We start from the raw sequence: 15,721 nt of genomic DNA on the forward strand, positions 1-15,721 counted from the left end.
AGGCGACGCACTTTGAGTACGGGACCCGGAGCAGACTCCGCCCCCGTCCATCGATCCACCACGACACCCCGTGAGGGGAAGGGAACCTTCTCCTCGCTCGCCGTCCGCAACTACCGGCTGTTCTTCACCGGAGCGATCGTCTCCAACACCGGTACCTGGATGGCCCGCATCACCCAGGACTGGCTGGTCCTGAGCCTCACCGGCTCGGCCGCCGCCGTCGGCATCACCACGGCCCTCCAGTTCCTGCCGATGCTGCTGTTCGGCCTCTACGGCGGCGTCATCGCCGACCGCTACCCCAAGCGGCGGCTGCTGATGATCAGCCAGGGCGCCCTCGGCCTGTGCGGCCTCGCGCTCGCCGTCCTCACCCTCTCCGGACAGGTCCAGGTCTGGCACGTCTACCTGATCGCCTTCCTGCTCGGCATGGTCACCGTGGTCGACAACCCGGCCCGGCAGTCCTTCGTCTCCGAACTCGTCGGCCCCGGCCTGCTCCGCAACGCCGTCTCCCTGAACTCCGCGAACTTCCAGTCCGCCCGGCTCGTCGGCCCCGCCGTCGCCGGCGTCCTGATCGCCGGCGTCGGCAGCGGCTGGGCCTTCCTCGTCAACGGCCTCTCCTTCCTCGCGCCGCTCGCGGCCCTGTGGCTGATGCGCCCCGCCGAGCTGCACAAGGTGGAGCGCGCGCCGCGCGGCAAGGGACAGCTGCGGGAGGGACTGCGGTACGTCGCCGGGCGGCCGGACCTGATCTGGCCGATCGTCCTCGTCGGCTTCGTCGGCACCTTCGGCTTCAACTTCCCGATCTGGCTCACGGCCTTCTCCGGGGAGGTCTTCCACGTCGGCGCCGGCACCTATGGCTTCCTCAACACCCTGATGGCGGCCGGCTCCCTCGCGGGCGCCCTGCTCGCCGCCCGCCGCGGCTCCACCCGGCTGCGGATGCTGGTGATCGCCGCGGGCGTCTTCGGCGCCCTGGAGATCGCGGCGGCCCTCTCGCCGTCGTTCTGGCTGTTCGCCCTGCTGCTGGTGCCGATCGGCATGGTCGGCCTCACGGTGAACATCACCGCCAACTCGGCCGTCCAGATGGCCACCGACCCCGTCATGCGGGGCCGCGTGATGAGCCTCTACATGATGGTCTTCGCCGGCGGCACCCCGATCGGCGCGCCGCTGCTCGGCTGGGTCACCGACACCTACGGCGCGCGCGTCGGCTTCGCCACCGGCGGCGCCCTCTCGCTCGCCGCGGCGGCCGGCATCGGCCTGGTCCTCGCCCGGGTCGGCGGCCTGACGGCGGTCTGGGCCTGGCGCGGCGGCCACCCGAGCCTCCGCTTCGTCCCGCGCGCCCGCCCGGAGCGCCTGGCGACGGCGGCCTGACGCCCCCCCCGGCCGCTTCCGGCCGGGGGCGGTTTCAAGCCAAGGGGCGGGTGGGAGTCACCGACTCCCGCCCGCCCCTTTCGCGTCCTTCCGGATGTGGCCGTTTCCGTGAGGAGTTGTGTGCCTCCTGTGTATGTTGAGCCGACCATTCACCGGCACCACCCAGGGGGACTCCCTTGCGCACGCGTCTCGTCCGTCCGGCCACGGCCGCGCTCCTCACCGCCGGAGCGCTGACCGGAGCCCTCGTCGCGTCCCCGGCCCAGGCCACCGAGTACTCCTCGGCGCTGAAGATCTCCGGCGTCCAGTACGACGCCCCCGGCCGCGACGGCAACGGCTACATCACCTTCCACTGACAAAAGGCGCGGCCTGCCGGCTCAGACCCGCATCTCCAGGAGCTGCCCCGGCCAGTCGCCGACCGTGAACGGGTCGGTGCGGGTGAAGCCCCGGCGCTCGTAGTACGCCACCAGCCGGCCCCCGCTGCCCGCGAAGCAGTCCACCCGGAGCAGCGAGACGCCCGCGCGGCGGGTCTCCTCCACCGCGCGGGCGAGCAGCGCCGCCCCCACCCCGAGGCCGTGGAACCGCCCGTCCGTGGCGAGGAAGCGGACGTACCGCTCCGGCTCGTCCGCCGGCGGCACGTACGAGCCGGGGTGCGGGGTCAGCGTGAGGGTGCCGGCCGGGACGCCGCCGACCTCCGCGATCCAGGTCCGCCCCCCGGTCGCGACCTCCGTCACCAGCTCCACCGTCTTCGGCCGCGCGGAGAAGGGCTCGGTGCCCCACTGGGCGGTGATCCCCTTCCCGTTCAGCCACACCACGGCGCTGTCCAGGATCCCCAGCATCACGGGAACGTCCCGCGCCCCGCGCCCCTGCCTGATCGTGATCGCGTTCTCGCGCTCGCTCTCCATCCGGCCGAGGGTAGGGGGTGCCGGACTCGACGGCATGAGGCTTTTCGCCTCGAACCTCCCGGCCGGCGGCCCGGCGGGCGCCCGGCCCCGCTACGGGACGGTGGCGGTCTGGCCCCTGGCGGGGCCGGGCGGGGGGCCGGGTTAATCTCGAAGGGTGGATCCGAAGACTCGTAACCAGATCATGGCCGGTGTGCTCGTACTGATGTTCGCGATCATCGCGGTGGCGTCGGTGGTCGGGTCGTAGGTTCCGCCGCCCCGCGGGTCGCCGTGACGGCCCGTACGACCCCCCTCCCGGTGCCTCCGGTCGCCGGAATCCGGCCGGTGGGAGCACCGTTGGCTTGAACCGTGTGGTCTGGACCACTTCTGCCGGTGGAACTGCCTGGTCCGTGCCGAGGACGGCTGCTGGACTGGTCGGCGGAGCACCGCGTGCCGTTCCGCGTGCCTCCGGGCCTCCGCCGCCGTCCGGGCGCGGAGGCTTTCCCGTACCGCATGGAGGGCCGTCCCGTGACCCCGCAGAGCACCGTCCGCAGACCCGAGCCACCACCGGCCGCCGGCCTCCCGGGGACGGGGCGCCGCCCGCTGGCGTACCTCCTCGTGCTGGCGCTGGCCCTCGGCCTGGCGGTGACGGGCGGCCTGGTGACGGGCGCGAGCCCCGCCGCGGCCGCCCCGCCGACCGTCGGGCGCGTCTACCTCCAGAACGTCCTCAACGGGTACGCGATCTCCGCCGACTACGGCGGCACGCCCAAGACCACGCGCCCCCAGGGCGACGAGAAGCACCAGCAGTGGGAGTTCCGGCAGCTCCCCGGGAACAACACGTACCAGATCAAGAACTCCACCCGCACCGACGCCTGCCTCGGCCGCAACGGCGACATGGAGGGCTTCACCCCGTCCCCGGTGGTCCGGCCCTGCGACGCGTACGCCACCGACTGGGTCCTGGAGTCGATCGGGCCCGAGCGCTACCGCCTCAAGGTCCCCTCGACCGGCGTGCCGCTGGTCGGCGCGCCCGCCGGGGACAACGCGTCCGAGCTGACCCTCGGCACGGGGGCGGAGAACCGGCGCGACGAGTGGTACGTCATCCCGGCCGACGTGGTCGCCGAGCAGAAGCACCCGATGCCCGCCGACCCGCGGCTGGACCAGAAGACCTTCCTCACCGCCCACAACTCCTTCGTCAACGACGAGGACGACCCGATCCGCGACGTCGCGACCAACCAGCCGCACTCCATCGCGCGCCAGCTGGAGGACGGCGTCGAGGCGCTGATGCTCGACACCCGCTTCCACGACGGGCAGGTCCGGCTCTGCCACAACTCCTGCGGCCCCGGGCAGCAGACGCTGGTCAGCGCCCTACAGACCGTCACCTCGTTCATGAAGCGCCCGGGCAACGAGAAGAAGATCATCACCCTGTTCCTGGAGGACTACACCGAGCCCTTCCAGCTGAAGGCCGCCCTGGCCCAGGTCCCCGCCGTCGCCGAACTTGTCTACAACCCCGAGACGTCGGGCGTCCGGTCGAAGGGCTGGCCCCGCCTCAGCGAGATGACCGACCGGCGACTGCTGATCTTCTCGGACAGAAACCAGCTGCTGGAGGCCGACGGCGTCATGTTCGGCCAGGACTGGACGGTCGAGAACCACTGGTCCATGGGACCGGGCCTGGGCAACTCCGACTGGAACTGCCGCAGCCGCTGGCCGGCGATCCCGCTCAGCCTGGAGAAGGGCGACCGGGAGGTCTACGTCGAGGCGACACAGACGTGGGAGAGGGAGAAGTTCAACCGGCTGTTCGTGATGAACCACTTCCGCGACGCCCCCCTCTCCCCCACCTACACCAACGACAACAGCAAGGTCCTCAACCGGGCCGAGCGGTTCTGCACCCCCGCCGCCCGCAAGAAGCCCACCTACCTCGCGGTCGACCAGTACAAGGACGGCGACCCCGCCCCGCTGGCCTCCGTCGCCCAGCTGAACACCTACACCTACAACGGCAGCGACCTCCAGGACGCCGAGCCGGGCGGCCCGATGCAGCCCGGCGAGTGGAACACCCCCCGGCTCGCGGTGATGCCGCTCGGCGACTCGATCACCCTCGGCGTCGGCAGCACCACCCGCACCGGCTACCGCCCCGGACTCGCCGCCCGGCTCGCCGGCCGCGCCACCTCGCTGGAGTTCGTCGGCAGCCTCCAGGACCCCGACGGCACCCGCCACGAAGGCCATTCCGGCTGGCGCATCGACCAGCTGGCGGCCGGGATCGACGGCTGGATGGCGACGGCCCGGCCCAACGTGGTGCTGCTCCACATCGGCACCAACGACATGAACCGGAACTACCAGGTCGGCACCGCCACCCAGCGGCTCGGCGGCCTCGTCGACCAGATCCACGCCGCCTCCCCCGACACCGCGATCGTGCTGGCCTCCCTGGTGCCCGCCACCGACCCCGCGGTCCAGGCCCGGGTCGACGCGTACAACAACGCCCTGCCCGGCCTGGTCGCCTCCCGCACCGCGCTCGGCTACCGCATCACCCAGGTCGGCATGGGGGCGCTGACCACCGCCGACCTCAACGACGACCTCCACCCCAACAACGCCGGCTACACGAAGATGGCCGACGCCTTCCTGGGCGGCATCGAGACGGTCGTCCGCAAGGGCTGGGTCAAGGAGTTCGTCGACGTCCGGCCCGCGCCGCCGGCCCGCGCCACCGCCGGTGACTACGACGTCGACATCGACGGCGACGGCCGCGCCGACTACCTCGCGGTCGACGCCAACGGCGCCGTCCGCGCCTGGCGCAACACCGGCCTCGGCAGCTGGGAGGCGCTCGGCTACATCGCCTCCGGCTCCAGCGCCTGGACCGGCGGCCAGGTCCGCTTCGCCGACGTCGACGGCGACGGCCGCGCCGACTACCTCGTCCTCGACGGCAACGGCGCCGTCCGCGCCTACCTCAACCGGGGCGGCGACGGCCGCGGCGGCTGGGTCCAGCAGGGCGTCATCGCCACCGGCTCCAGCGCCTGGACCGGCAGCCAGGTCCGCTTCGCCGACATCGACGGCGACGCCCGCGCCGACTACCTCGTCCTCGACGCCAACGGCGCCGTCCGCGCCTGGCGCAGCACCGCCCTCGGCAGCTGGGAGGAGCTGGGCTACATCGCCTCCGGCTCCAGCGCCTGGAGCGCCGACCGGGTCCGCTTCGCCGACATCGGCGGCGACGGCCGCGCCGACTACCTCGTCCTGGACGAGAACGGCGCCGTCCGCGCCTTCGTCAACCAGGGCGGCAACGGCCGGGGCGGCTGGCAGGAGCTGGGCTACATCGCCTCCGGCTCCAGCGCCTGGACCGCCGACCAGGTCCGCTTCGCGGACGTCGGCGGCGACGCCCGCGCCGACTACCTGGTGCTGGAGGCCGACGGCTCCCTCCAGGCCTTCGTCGGCAGCACCGACGCGGCCGGCACCATCCGCTGGGCCGCCCCGCAGGTGATCGCCACCGGCGTCGGCGCCCCCGCGCACGAGATCCACATCTGAGTCGGGGCGCCGGGCGCCCCGACGACGGCGACGGCCGCCGCCCGCACGAGCGGGCGTCGGCCGTCGGCCGTGCCGGGCCCGGTCGTGTGCCTACCAGGCGAAGGCCTCCGGGGACGGGCCGGGGCCGGGGAAGATCTCGTCGAGTCCGGTCAGCAGTTCCTCGGAGAGTTCCAGTTCCAGCGCGCGCAGGGCGCCGGAGAGCTGTTCCGGGGTGCGCGGGCCGACGATCGGTCCGGTCACGCCGGGCCGGGTGAGGAGCCAGGCGAGGCCGACCTCGCCGGGGGCGAGCCCGTGCTTGTCGAGCAGGTCCTCGTACGCCTGGAAGCGGGCCCGCACCGCCGGGTCGGCGAGGCTCTCCGCCGCCCGGCCCTCGGTACGGCGCTTGCCCCCGGCCTCCTTCTTCAGGACACCGCCGAGGAGCCCGCCGTGCAGCGGCGACCAGGGAATGACCCCGAGGCCGTACTCCTGCGCGGCCGGGATCACCTCCATCTCGGCGCGCCGCTCGAAGAGGTTGTAGAGGCACTGCTCGCTGACCAGGCCGACCATGCCGCGCCGGGCGGCGGCCTCGTTGGCCTGGGCGATCTTGTAGCCGGGGAAGTTGGACGAACCGGCGTAGAGGATCTTGCCCTGCCGGATCAGGACGTCGACCGCCTGCCAGATCTCGTCGAAGGGGGTGCTCCGGTCGACGTGGTGGAACTGGTACAGGTCGATGTAGTCGGTGCCGAGGCGCTTGAGACTGGCGTCGACCGCGCGGCGGATGTTCAGCGCCGAGAGCTTGTCGTGGTTGGGCCAGGTCTCGCCGTCCCGGTGCATCGACCCGTAGACCTTGGTGGCGAGGACCGTCTTCTCCCGGCGGCCACCGCCCTGGGCGAACCAGGAGCCGATGATCTCCTCGGTACGGCCCTTGTTCTCGCCCCACCCATACACGTTGGCGGTGTCGAAGAAGTTGAGGCCCGCGTCGAGCGCCGCGTCCATGATGGCGTGGCTGGTGGGCTCGTCGGTCTGCGGTCCGAAGTTCATCGTGCCGAGGACGAGGCGGCTGACCTTGAGTCCGGTGCGTCCGAGCTGCGTGTACTTCATGGGTCACCATCCCACTCGTTGGAGTCCGCTCGAAGCAAGGGCGTACCGCCCGGGGCGCCCCGTCCGGCCCCTACCCCTCCCGGTAGGGGCCGCCCAGGGCCCACGCCTGGTGCATCGCGTCGGCGAAGGCCGCCGCCAGTTTGTGTTCGCCGGACGGGCTCGGGTGGGTGCCGTCGTAGGTGTCGGTCCGCAGGTCGTACGTGTCGGGGACGGTGGCGAGGAGCAGCGGGGAGGCCGCCTCGTCGAGGTCGGCGACGGCCTTCGCGAGGAGGTCGTTGAAGCGGGCGCACTCGGCGGCGAAGGCGGGGTCGTAGCCGGCCCGGACGTTCGGGATGACGGGCAGCAGCACCATCCGCACGCGCGGGTTCGCGGCGCGGGCGGCGGCGACGAAGGCCCGGACGTTCTCCTCGGTCTGGTCGCCGTTGGTGTAGAAGCCGAGGTCGATCAGGCCGAGCGAGACGAGGAGCACGTCGGCGCGGGTCGCGGTGACGGTCTCGCCGATGACCGGGGCCATGTGGAGCCAGCCCTCGCCCCAGCCCGCGAGGTGGCGGCGGGCGGCGGGCGGGAAGTCCGGGTCCGCGTAGTCCTGCGGGTCGCCCGCCTCGCCCTCCGGGACGTACAGGCCGTCGCGCGGGCCGACGACCGCGTACCCGCCGGGCAGGACCGCCTCCAGGTGCCGCCACATGCGGTGCCGCCAGGTCCAGTCGCCGGCGCGTCCGATGGTCATGCTGTCGCCGACGAACAGAAAACGCATGCGCCCATCTTTCCCGACCCCGCCGCCGCCCACGACGTGACCCCCGCCACGGGCGCGGGGCACGTGGCAGGCTGGGGGGATGCGTAGTGTTCCGCGTCTGCTGCGGGGGGCCGGGGCGGCCGCCGCCCTCGTCCTCCTGGTGCCCCTGCCCGCCCACGCGCGGGAGGCGCCGCCGGACCGGGACTTCACGATCGGGGACGCGCGGATCGACGAGTCCAGCGGGCTCGCGGCGAGCGTGCGGCACCCGGGCGTCTACTGGACCCACAACGACCAGGACGAGCCCCGGATCTACGCGGTGGACTCCCGGACCGGGAAGACCGTCGCGACCGTCACCATGGCGGGCGTCGGTACGCCCCGCGACATGGAGGCGATCTCCATCGGCCCCGACGGCGACCTCTACGTCGGCGACATCGGGGACAACCTGGACGGCTCCTGGGACCACGTCTGGATCTACCGCTTCCCCGAGCCCGAGGTGCTGAAGGACCAGACGGTCAGGGCCACCCAGTACGTCGTGAAGTACGCCGACGGGCCCCGGAACGCCGAGGCGCTGATGGTCCATCCGAAGACCGGCCGGGTCTACATCGCCAGCAAGAACCAGGGCGGCGGGGGCCTCTACGCCGGGCCCGAGCGCCTCTCCTCCTCCGGCACCAACACCTTCCGCCGCGTCGGGGAGGTCCCCTGGGTGACGGACGGCGCCTTCTCCCCGGACGGCGAACGGCTGGTGCTGCGCGGCTACTTCAGCGCCAAGGAGTACGGCTGGAAGGACGGCCGCCTCGACGGCGACGGCGTCCCGGTCGGGGCGCCCTTCCAGGGGCAGGCGGAGTCGGTGACGTACACCCGCGACGGCACGGCCTTCATGTTCGGCTCCGAGGGGCGCGGCAGCCGGGTGGTGCGGGTCGAGCGGGAGGCGGCCCGGCCCGGGGAGGAGCCGCCGGGGACGCCGGGCGCCACCGGCCCGTCCGCCGGTGCCTCCGGCGGGCCCTCCGCCGCCGGGGAGTCCGGCGCGGACTCCGGCACGCCGAAGGGCAGCGCCACCACCGGCTTCCTCGTCCTCGCCGGCGCCGCCGCCCTCTTCCTGGGCGTCAAGCGGCTGCGGCGGCGCGGCGACTGACCCGCCCGCGCGCGCGGCGAAAGAGGCGCCGCGCCCGCGCGCGATGGCGGGAGCCCGCCCGCGCCCGTGTACGGCGAAGGGGCCCGGCGGGTGAACCGCCGGGCCCCTTCGGGGTGTTCGGGAGCCGGTCAGAGGCGCTCGATGACGTAGTCCACGCACGCGGTCAGCGCGCGGACGTCGGCCGGGTCGATCGCCGGGAAGAGCGCCACCCGGAGCTGGTTGCGGCCCAGCTTGCGGTAGGGCTCGGTGTCCACGATGCCGTTGGCGCGCAGCGCCTTGGCGACGGCCGCCGCGTCGACCTCGTCGGAGAAGTCGATCGTGCCGATGACCTGCGAGCGCTTCGCCGGGTCGGTGACGAACGGGGTGGCGTGCTTGGACTCCTCGGCCCAGGTGTACAGCGCGTCCGAGGACTCCTTGGTGCGGGCCACGGCCCACTCCAGACCGCCCTGGCCGTTGATCCACTTCAGCTGCTCGTTGAGCAGGAAGAGGGTCGAGAGCGCCGGGGTGTTGTACGTCTGGTTCTTCAGCGAGTTGTCGATCGCCGTCGGCAGCGAGAAGAACTCGGGGATGTGACGGCCCGACGCGTGGATCCGCTGGGCGCGCTCCAGGGCGGCGGGGGAGAAGACCGCCAGCCACAGGCCGCCGTCGGCGGCGAAGGACTTCTGCGGCGCGAAGTAGTAGACGTCGGTCTCGGCGATGTCGACCGGGAGGCCGCCCGCGCCGGAGGTGGCGTCCACCAGGACGAGCGCGCCCTCGTCGGCTCCCGCGACCCGCCGGATGGGGGCGGCGACACCGGTGGAGGTCTCGTTGTGGGTGTAGGCGTAGACGTCGACGCCCGCCTCGGCCACCGGCTCCGGGTGGGTGCCCGGGTCGGAGGAGATCACGGTCGGCTCGGCCAGCCACGGGGCCAGCTTCGCGGCCTTCGCGAACTTGGAGGAGAACTCGCCGAAGGCGAGGTGCTGCGACTTGTTCTCGATCAGGCCGTGGGTCGCGATGTCCCAGAAGGCGGTGGAGCCGCCGTTGCCCAGGATCACCTCGTAGCCCTCGGGCAGCGAGAAGAGGTCGGAGACGCCGGTACGGACCTCGCCGACCAGGTTCTTCACGCGCGCCTGGCGGTGGGAGGTGCCCAGGAAGGAGGTGCCGGTGGCGGCGAGGGCGTCCAGCGCCTCCGTGCGCACCTTGGAGGGGCCCGCGCCGAAACGACCGTCTGCGGGCTTGATGTCAGCGGGAATCTGGATGTCGGCCACGAGCCGGAGCGTATCGGTTCGGGACGGGCCCGGTCGCGGGATGTCCGCCGGATGAGACGAGGAACGAGACATGCTTGCGTCGTGGGAACAGACGAAGCAACGCGCCGGGGACTCGCCGCCGCCCTGAGGGCCGCGCTCGCCGGGGAGGTCGACTTCACCTCCTCCGCGCGGGCGCTGGCGACCATGGACGCCTCCAACTACCGCCGGGTGCCGCTGGGGACGGTCGCCCCGCGCGACGCCGACGACGTGGCCGCCGCGCTGGCCGTCTGCCGGGAGCACGGGGTGCCGGTCGTCGCGCGCGGCGCCGGGACCTCGATCGGCGGCCAGGCCACCGGCACCGGCGTGGTGCTGGACTTCACACGGCACCTCGGCGGGCTGGTCTCGGTCGACCCGGAGGCGCGGACCGCCGTGGTCCGCCCGGGGCTGGTGCCGGCCCGGCTGCGGGAGGCGGTGCGGCCGTACGGGCTGACCTTCGGCCCCGACCCGTCCACGTACGGCCGCTGCACCCTCGGCGGCATGATCGGCAACAACGCCTGCGGGGCGCACTCGGTCGCGTGGGGCACGACCGCGGACAACGTGCGCTCCCTCGACGTGGTGACCTACCGGGGCGCCCGGCTGACGCTCGGGCGGGACGGGCGGGGCGCCCCGCCCGGCCTCCTGGACCTCGCCGACCGCCACCTGGGGCTGCTCCGCACGGGTTACCCGGCCGGGCTGCCCCGCCGGATCTCCGGGTACGCGCTGGACGCGCTGCTGCCCGAGCGGGGCCGGGACGTCGTCCGCTCCTTCGTCGGCTCCGAGGGCACCCTCGGGATCGTCACGGAGGCGACCGTCCGGCTGGTGCCGCTCCCGGCGGACCCGGTCCTCGTCGTCCTCGGGTACGCCGACGAGACCGCCGCCGCCGACGCGGCCGCCGGGCTCCTCCCGCTGGGCCCGCTGACCGTGGAGGGCATGGCGGCCGATCTCGTCGGGGCCGCCGCCGGGCTGCCGAGGGGCGGGGCGTGGCTCTTCTGCGAGGTGGACGGGGAGGGCGCGGCCCGGAGGCTGGTGCGGGCGGCGGACGCGCTCGACGCGGCGGTGGTGCGCGATCCGGCCGGGCAGCGGGCGCTGTGGCGGATCCGCGAGGACGCGGCGGGCACGGCGACCCGGCTGCCCGCCGCGCCCGGGAGCGGGCCCGGCGGGGCCCCGGCGGCGGGCGGGGAGGCGTGGCCCGGGTGGGAGGACTGCGCCGTGCCGCCCGCCCGGCTCGGCGCCTACCTGCGGGAGTTCCGCGCCCTGCTGGCCGCGCACGGCCTCCGGGGGGTGCCGTACGGGCACTTCGGCGACGGCTGCGTGCACGTCCGGATCGACTTCGACCTGTGGACGCCCGACGGGGTCCGCCGCTTCCGCCGCTTCTCCGAGGAGGTCGCCGGACTCGTCGTCGCCCACGGCGGCTCCCTCTCCGGCGAGCACGGCGACGGCAAGGCGCGGGCCGAACTCCTGCCGAGGATGTACGGGGACGGGCTGGTCGGCCTCTTCGGCGCGGCGAAGGACCTGTGGGACCCGGACGGCGGCCTCAACCCGGGCATGCTGGTGCGGCCCGAACCGCTCGACTCCGGGCTCCGCTTCACCGGCCTGCCGCTGGTGGGGCTCGGCCGGGAGGCGGCCCGCTGCGTCGGGGTCGCCAAGTGCCGGGTCTCCGGGCCGGTCCCGGACGACTCGGTGATGTGCCCGTCCTTCCGCGCCACCGGCGAGGAGAGGCACTCCACCCGGGGCCGGGCCCGCCTCCTCCACGAGATGGCGCTCGGCGAGGTCGTCACGGACGGGCACCGCTCCGAGGAGGTCCGGGAGGCGCTGGACCTGTGCCTGTCCTGCAAGGGCTGCCGCCGCGACTGCCCGGTGGGCGTCGACATGGCCGCGTACAAGGCGGAGTTCCTCGACCGGTACCACGCGGGCTTCGGCGGGGCGCTGCGCCGGCCGCGCGCGCACTGGACGCTCGGCGGGCTGCCGCGCTGGCTCGACCTGCTGGGCCGGGGCCTGAACGCGGTCACCCGGCTGCCGTTCGCGGCCCGGCTGGCGGGCGTCACGCCCCGGCGGGCGATGCCGAGGGTGGCGGGGTCCACCCTCACCGCCTGGTTCGCGGAGCGCGCCCCGGCCCGGCCGCCGGTGCTCACGCTGTGGCCGGACACCTTCACCGACCACCTCGCGCCCGAGGCGGGCCGGGCCGCCGTCCGGGTCCTGGAGGACGCCGGGCTGGGGGTCGCGCTGCCGCCCGGCCGGGTCTGCTGCGGCCTCACCTACGTGTCCACCGGGCGGCTCGGCGCGGCCCGGCGGGTGCTGCGCCGGACGCTCGGCGTGATGGCGGGGACGGACGGGCCGGTGGTCGTCCTGGAGCCCTCCTGCGCGGCGGCCCTCCGCACCGACCTGCCCGCGCTGCTGCCCGGTGACCCGCGGGCGGCGCGGCTCGCCGCCTCCGTCCGCACCTTCGCGGAGGCCCTGGAGGAGCTGGCGCCCGGCTGGGTCCCGCCCCGGCTGGACCGGCCGGTCACCGGCCAGACCCACTGCCACCAGCACGCCGTCCTCGGCGACGCCGCCGAGCGCCGGCTGCGCGAGCGGGCCGGGCTCACCGGCGGGCTCGCGGGCGGCTGCTGCGGCCTGGCGGGCGACTTCGGCTTCGCGCCCGGCCACTACGAGGTGTCGGTGGCCTGTGCGGAGGACCGGCTGCTGCCCGCCCTGCGCGCCGCCCCGGCCGGGGCGGAGGTGCTGGCCGACGGCTTCTCCTGCCGCACCCAGATCGCGCACCTGACCGGCCGCCGGGCCCGCCACCTGGCGGAACTCCTCGCGGAGGGGCTTGAGGAGGGGCGCGCGCAGGGGGCGGGCTGAGGGGTCGGGCCGGGGGCGGCGCCGGGTCAGGCGTCCCGGACGATCTCCCGGGCCATCGCGGCGAGGGCGGCGGTCGCCGGGTGGGGGAAGGCGTCGCGCCAGGCCAGCAGGACGGGGAGCGGCGGGGCGTCGGGCAGCGGCCGGTAGGTGACGCCGGGGTGGGGGTGGAGGGCGGCGGTCGAGGCGGAGGAGACGCCGACGCCCCGGCCGGCGGCGATGGCGGTGAGCCAGTCGTCGGTGTTGGCGACGGTGAGGGCGGAGACGGGCCGGTCGGGCAGCGGCCACAGGGTGAGGGCGGTGGTGCCGGAGACGGTGTTGAGGACGACCGTCTCGCCCGCGAGGTCGCGCAGGGAGAGCGGGCCGGGCCGGTCGGCGAGGGGGCTGTCGGAGGGGAGGGCGGCGACCCGGGGCTCGCTGGTCAGCTCGGCGGTGACCAGGCCGGGGGCCTCGACCGCGCCGCGCAGCAGGGCCGCGTCGACCTGGCCGCGGGCGAGTCCGGCGGTGCGGTCGTCGACGCGGAGGAGTTCGAGCGGGGTCTCGGGGTGCTCCCGCTGCCAGCGGCGCAGCAGGGGGGTGGTGTACGGGCCGAAGGCGGACCAGGCGTGGCCGAGGCGGAGCGGGCGGTGGCGCAGCCGGGCGGGGTCGACGGCGGCGTCGAAGGCGGCGAGGGCGGCGGCGGCCCGCTCGCGGAAGGCGCGGCCCTCGGCGGTGAGCTCCAGGTGGTGGGTGGAGCGGTCGACGAGCCGGGCGCCGAGGTGCCGTTCGAGGGCGGCGAGGGTGCGGGAGACGGCGGGCTGGGTGAGGTGGAGGCGGGCGGCGGCCCGCGTGAGGTTCCTCTCCTCGGCGATGGCGAGGAAGCAGCGCAGGTGGCGCAGCTCGATGCGCACGGTCATGCGTCCGGAGCATAACCGCAGGAAGGTCGGCATTTCCGTTGCCGCACGGGGGCTCCCTAGCGTGGAAGCGGAATCTGGCCGTCAGGGTGCGGGGGAGTGCACTACTCTGAACTGACGGTTTAATGAAGTGAACTTATCGGTGGATGAGCCGGTCCGACGGCGGACCGGGGAGGAGCGGTGGCGTGAACAGCCAGGTCAAGGAGATGGCCCCGGTGGTCTCCGGCGGTACGGCTCCGAGCGCGCCGGGCGCGCGTGCGGGCACGGCCCCGGCCGCGCCGGGCGGGCGCCGGGGCGGGCTGGGGCCCGTCGCGCTCGTCGTCGCCGGCGGGCTCTCCGTCCAGTTCGGCTCGGCCGTCGCCGTCCTGCTGATGCCCCGGGCCGGCGCCCTCGGCGTCGTCACCCTGCGGCTGGTCCTCGCCGCCCTCGTCCTGCTGCTGGTCTGCCGGCCGAAGGTCCGCGGCTACGGCCGCGCCGACTGGGGCACCGTCGTCGCCTTCGGCACCGCCATGGCGGGCATGAACATCCTCTTCTACCAGGCCCTCGACCGGATCCCGCTGGGCGTCGCCGTCACCCTGGAGGTGCTCGGCCCGCTCGCGCTCTCCGTCATCGCCTCCCGGCGGCTCGTCAACCTCCTGTGGGCCGGTCTCGCCCTCGGCGGCGTCGCCCTCCTCGGCGGCGGCGGCTTCGACCGGCTCGACCCGCTCGGCGCGGGCTTCGCGCTCGGCGCGGGCGCCATGTGGGCCACGTACATCGTCTTCAGCGCGCGCACCGGGCGCCGCTTCCCCAAGGCCGACGGGCTGGCCCTCGCGATGGCCTTCGGCGCGGTCCTCAGCCTGCCGCTGGGCATCGCCGAGGCGGGCGGCGCGCTCGTCGTGCCCACCACCGTCGCGCTGGGCCTCGGCGTCGCCCTGCTCTCCTCGGTGCTGCCGTACACGCTCGAACTGCTCGCCCTGCGCCGGCTGCCCGCCCCGACCTTCGCCGTCCTGATGAGCCTGGAGCCCGCCATCGCGGCCGGCGCGGGCCTCCTCGTCCTGCACCAGGCGCTCTCGCCCACCGACGGCCTCGCCATCGCCCTCGTCATCGCCGCGAGCGTCGGCGCGGTCCGCACCCAGACGGCGCGGACCGGCGGTCCGGGTCAGCGGACGACGTCGTAGACCTGCTTCTGGACGCCGTTCGGGTACGCCTCGTGCTCGGTCAGCCGGAGCTTCTGGGCGTCCTTGTCGGTGGCGCTGAAGAGCCGCTTGCCGGCGCCGAGGAGCAGCGGGAAGACCAGCAGGTGGTAGCGGTCGATCAGGCCGGCGTCGGACAGCGCGCGGTTCAGCGAGGCGCTGCCGTGCAGGATGACCGGGCCGCCGTCGGTCTCCTTCAGGGCGGCGACCTCGTCCACCGAGCGCAGGATCGTGGTCGGCCCCCAGTCGTCGACGAGGGCGTCCTCGGCGAGGGTGGTGGAGACGACGTACTTCGGCATCTCCTTGTAGCCGGCGAAGTCGGCCATGCCGGGCCACACGGGGCTGAACGCCTCGTAGCTGACGCGGCCGAGCAGCATCGCGGTGGCCTCCTCCTGCTCGCGGCCCTTGATCTCGAACGCCTCCGGCAGGAACGCGACGTCCTTGAAGGTCCAGCCGGAGTTGCGGTAGCCGGGTTCGCCGCCGGGGGCCTCGACGACGCCGTCGAGGGAGACGAAGGCGGAGCTGATGAGCGTGCGCATGGCGGGGACCTCGGTTCCTGGGGGCCGGTGGTGTCGCGTTCATGATCTAGGACCGGGGCCGGGCCGGAAACTCATCGCTCCCGGGTGTCCCCGTCCGAACGTCCTTCTCCGGCGCGGTCCTTGCGGCCGGGGCCGCGCCACGCCGCGTACAGGCCGGAGACCGCCACGGTGACCGTGGTCAGGGTCGCCGGATCGGTGCCGCGCAGCACCAGGGCGGCGGCGGTGGCGAGGACGGCGAGGAAGACGACGAGGTCGGCGGTGCGGGGCTGGGGCACGGGGGCTCCTTGTCCGGTTTCCGGTGTGCGGAGGGGTCTCCTGGGCCAGA

The 15,721-nt window shown here is 74.4% G+C and carries 12 protein-coding genes and 1 pseudogene; 6 read left to right on the forward strand and 7 right to left on the reverse strand.

The features are described from left to right. The first annotated feature begins 12 nt into the window (after positions 1-12). Complete coding sequence (locus tag IE219_RS01150) at positions 13-1,359, forward strand: MFS transporter (RefSeq protein ID WP_189974475.1); 1,347 nt, start codon at positions 13-15, stop codon at positions 1,357-1,359. A gap of 176 nt (positions 1,360-1,535) precedes the next feature. Beyond that, positions 1,536-1,691: pseudogene (locus tag IE219_RS01155) on the forward strand (lamin tail domain-containing protein); the annotation flags it as partial. A 42-nt stretch (positions 1,692-1,733) separates the two neighbouring features. On the opposite strand, the gene IE219_RS01160 reads toward IE219_RS01155, so the two are convergent. Further along, entirely contained in the window at positions 1,734-2,261 is a 528-nt protein-coding gene (locus IE219_RS01160; protein ID WP_189974476.1) for a GNAT family N-acetyltransferase, read from the reverse strand. A gap of 504 nt (positions 2,262-2,765) precedes the next feature. On the opposite strand from IE219_RS01160, the gene IE219_RS01165 reads away from it, so the two are divergent. Next, positions 2,766-5,744 (forward strand): FG-GAP-like repeat-containing protein, encoded by a 2,979-nt coding sequence (locus IE219_RS01165; RefSeq protein ID WP_189974477.1) that lies wholly within the window; start codon positions 2,766-2,768, stop codon positions 5,742-5,744. Between the two features lie 90 nt (positions 5,745-5,834). Here the strand turns inward: IE219_RS01165 and IE219_RS01170 are convergent, their stop codons facing one another. Continuing rightward, a complete protein-coding gene (locus IE219_RS01170) occupies positions 5,835-6,824 on the reverse strand; it encodes an aldo/keto reductase (RefSeq protein WP_189974478.1) in 990 nt (329 codons plus the stop codon). Between the two features lie 70 nt (positions 6,825-6,894). Beyond that, a complete protein-coding gene (locus tag IE219_RS01175; protein ID WP_189974479.1) occupies positions 6,895-7,578 on the reverse strand; it encodes a GDSL-type esterase/lipase family protein in 684 nt (227 codons plus the stop codon). Positions 7,579-7,657: 79 nt separating this feature from the next. Here IE219_RS01175 and IE219_RS01180 point away from each other — a divergent pair, with 79 nt between their 5' ends. Further along, complete coding sequence (locus IE219_RS01180; protein WP_189974480.1) at positions 7,658-8,689, forward strand: WD40 repeat domain-containing protein; 1,032 nt, start codon at positions 7,658-7,660, stop codon at positions 8,687-8,689. 128 nt (positions 8,690-8,817) lie between these two features. On the opposite strand, the gene serC is transcribed toward IE219_RS01180, so the two are convergent. Further along, positions 8,818-9,936, reverse strand: a complete 1,119-nt coding sequence (gene serC / locus IE219_RS01185; protein ID WP_189974481.1) for a phosphoserine transaminase — start codon at positions 9,934-9,936, stop codon at positions 8,818-8,820. Between the two features lie 51 nt (positions 9,937-9,987). Between serC and IE219_RS01190 the strand changes: the two genes are divergently transcribed. Then, on the forward strand, positions 9,988-12,795 hold the full coding sequence (locus tag IE219_RS01190; protein ID WP_189974482.1) for an FAD-binding and (Fe-S)-binding domain-containing protein: 2,808 nt from the start codon (positions 9,988-9,990) through the stop codon (positions 12,793-12,795). 26 nt (positions 12,796-12,821) lie between these two features. On the opposite strand, the gene IE219_RS01195 is transcribed toward IE219_RS01190, so the two are convergent. Then, positions 12,822-13,721, reverse strand: a complete 900-nt coding sequence (locus IE219_RS01195) for a LysR family transcriptional regulator (RefSeq protein WP_189974483.1) — start codon at positions 13,719-13,721, stop codon at positions 12,822-12,824. Between the two features lie 170 nt (positions 13,722-13,891). Here IE219_RS01195 and IE219_RS01200 point away from each other — a divergent pair, with 170 nt between their 5' ends. Beyond that, complete coding sequence (locus IE219_RS01200; RefSeq protein ID WP_189974955.1) at positions 13,892-14,842, forward strand: EamA family transporter; 951 nt, start codon at positions 13,892-13,894, stop codon at positions 14,840-14,842. Here the strand turns inward: IE219_RS01200 and IE219_RS01205 are convergent. Both IE219_RS01205 and IE219_RS01210 read right to left on the reverse strand, forming a co-directional pair. Then, a complete protein-coding gene (locus IE219_RS01205; protein ID WP_189974484.1) occupies positions 14,824-15,396 on the reverse strand; it encodes a dihydrofolate reductase family protein in 573 nt (190 codons plus the stop codon). The two genes, IE219_RS01200 and IE219_RS01205, sit on opposite strands and share 19 nt — an antisense overlap. A gap of 71 nt (positions 15,397-15,467) precedes the next feature. Next, positions 15,468-15,671, reverse strand: coding sequence for a hypothetical protein (locus tag IE219_RS01210; protein ID WP_189974486.1), 204 nt, complete (start codon positions 15,669-15,671; stop codon positions 15,468-15,470). Between the last annotated feature and the right edge of the window lie 50 nt (positions 15,672-15,721).

It is taken from the genome of Streptomyces termitum, assembly GCF_014650175.1.
Lineage (GTDB): Bacteria > Actinomycetota > Actinomycetes > Streptomycetales > Streptomycetaceae > Streptomyces > Streptomyces termitum.

Coding starts and splice junctions, on each gene's coding strand:
- IE219_RS01180 (WP_189974480.1), top strand. CDS start 7,658: ATGCGTAGTGTTCCGCGTCTGCTGCGGGGGGCCGGGGCGGCCGCCGCC.
- IE219_RS01195 (WP_189974483.1), bottom strand. CDS start 13,721: ATGCCGACCTTCCTGCGGTTATGCTCCGGACGCATGACCGTGCGCATC.
- IE219_RS01200 (WP_189974955.1), top strand. CDS start 13,892: ATGGCCCCGGTGGTCTCCGGCGGTACGGCTCCGAGCGCGCCGGGCGCG.
- IE219_RS01170 (WP_189974478.1), bottom strand. CDS start 6,824: ATGAAGTACACGCAGCTCGGACGCACCGGACTCAAGGTCAGCCGCCTC.
- IE219_RS01175 (WP_189974479.1), bottom strand. CDS start 7,578: ATGCGTTTTCTGTTCGTCGGCGACAGCATGACCATCGGACGCGCCGGC.
- IE219_RS01190 (WP_189974482.1), top strand. CDS start 9,988: ATGAGACGAGGAACGAGACATGCTTGCGTCGTGGGAACAGACGAAGCA.
- IE219_RS01205 (WP_189974484.1), bottom strand. CDS start 15,396: ATGCGCACGCTCATCAGCTCCGCCTTCGTCTCCCTCGACGGCGTCGTC.
- IE219_RS01160 (WP_189974476.1), bottom strand. CDS start 2,261: ATGGAGAGCGAGCGCGAGAACGCGATCACGATCAGGCAGGGGCGCGGG.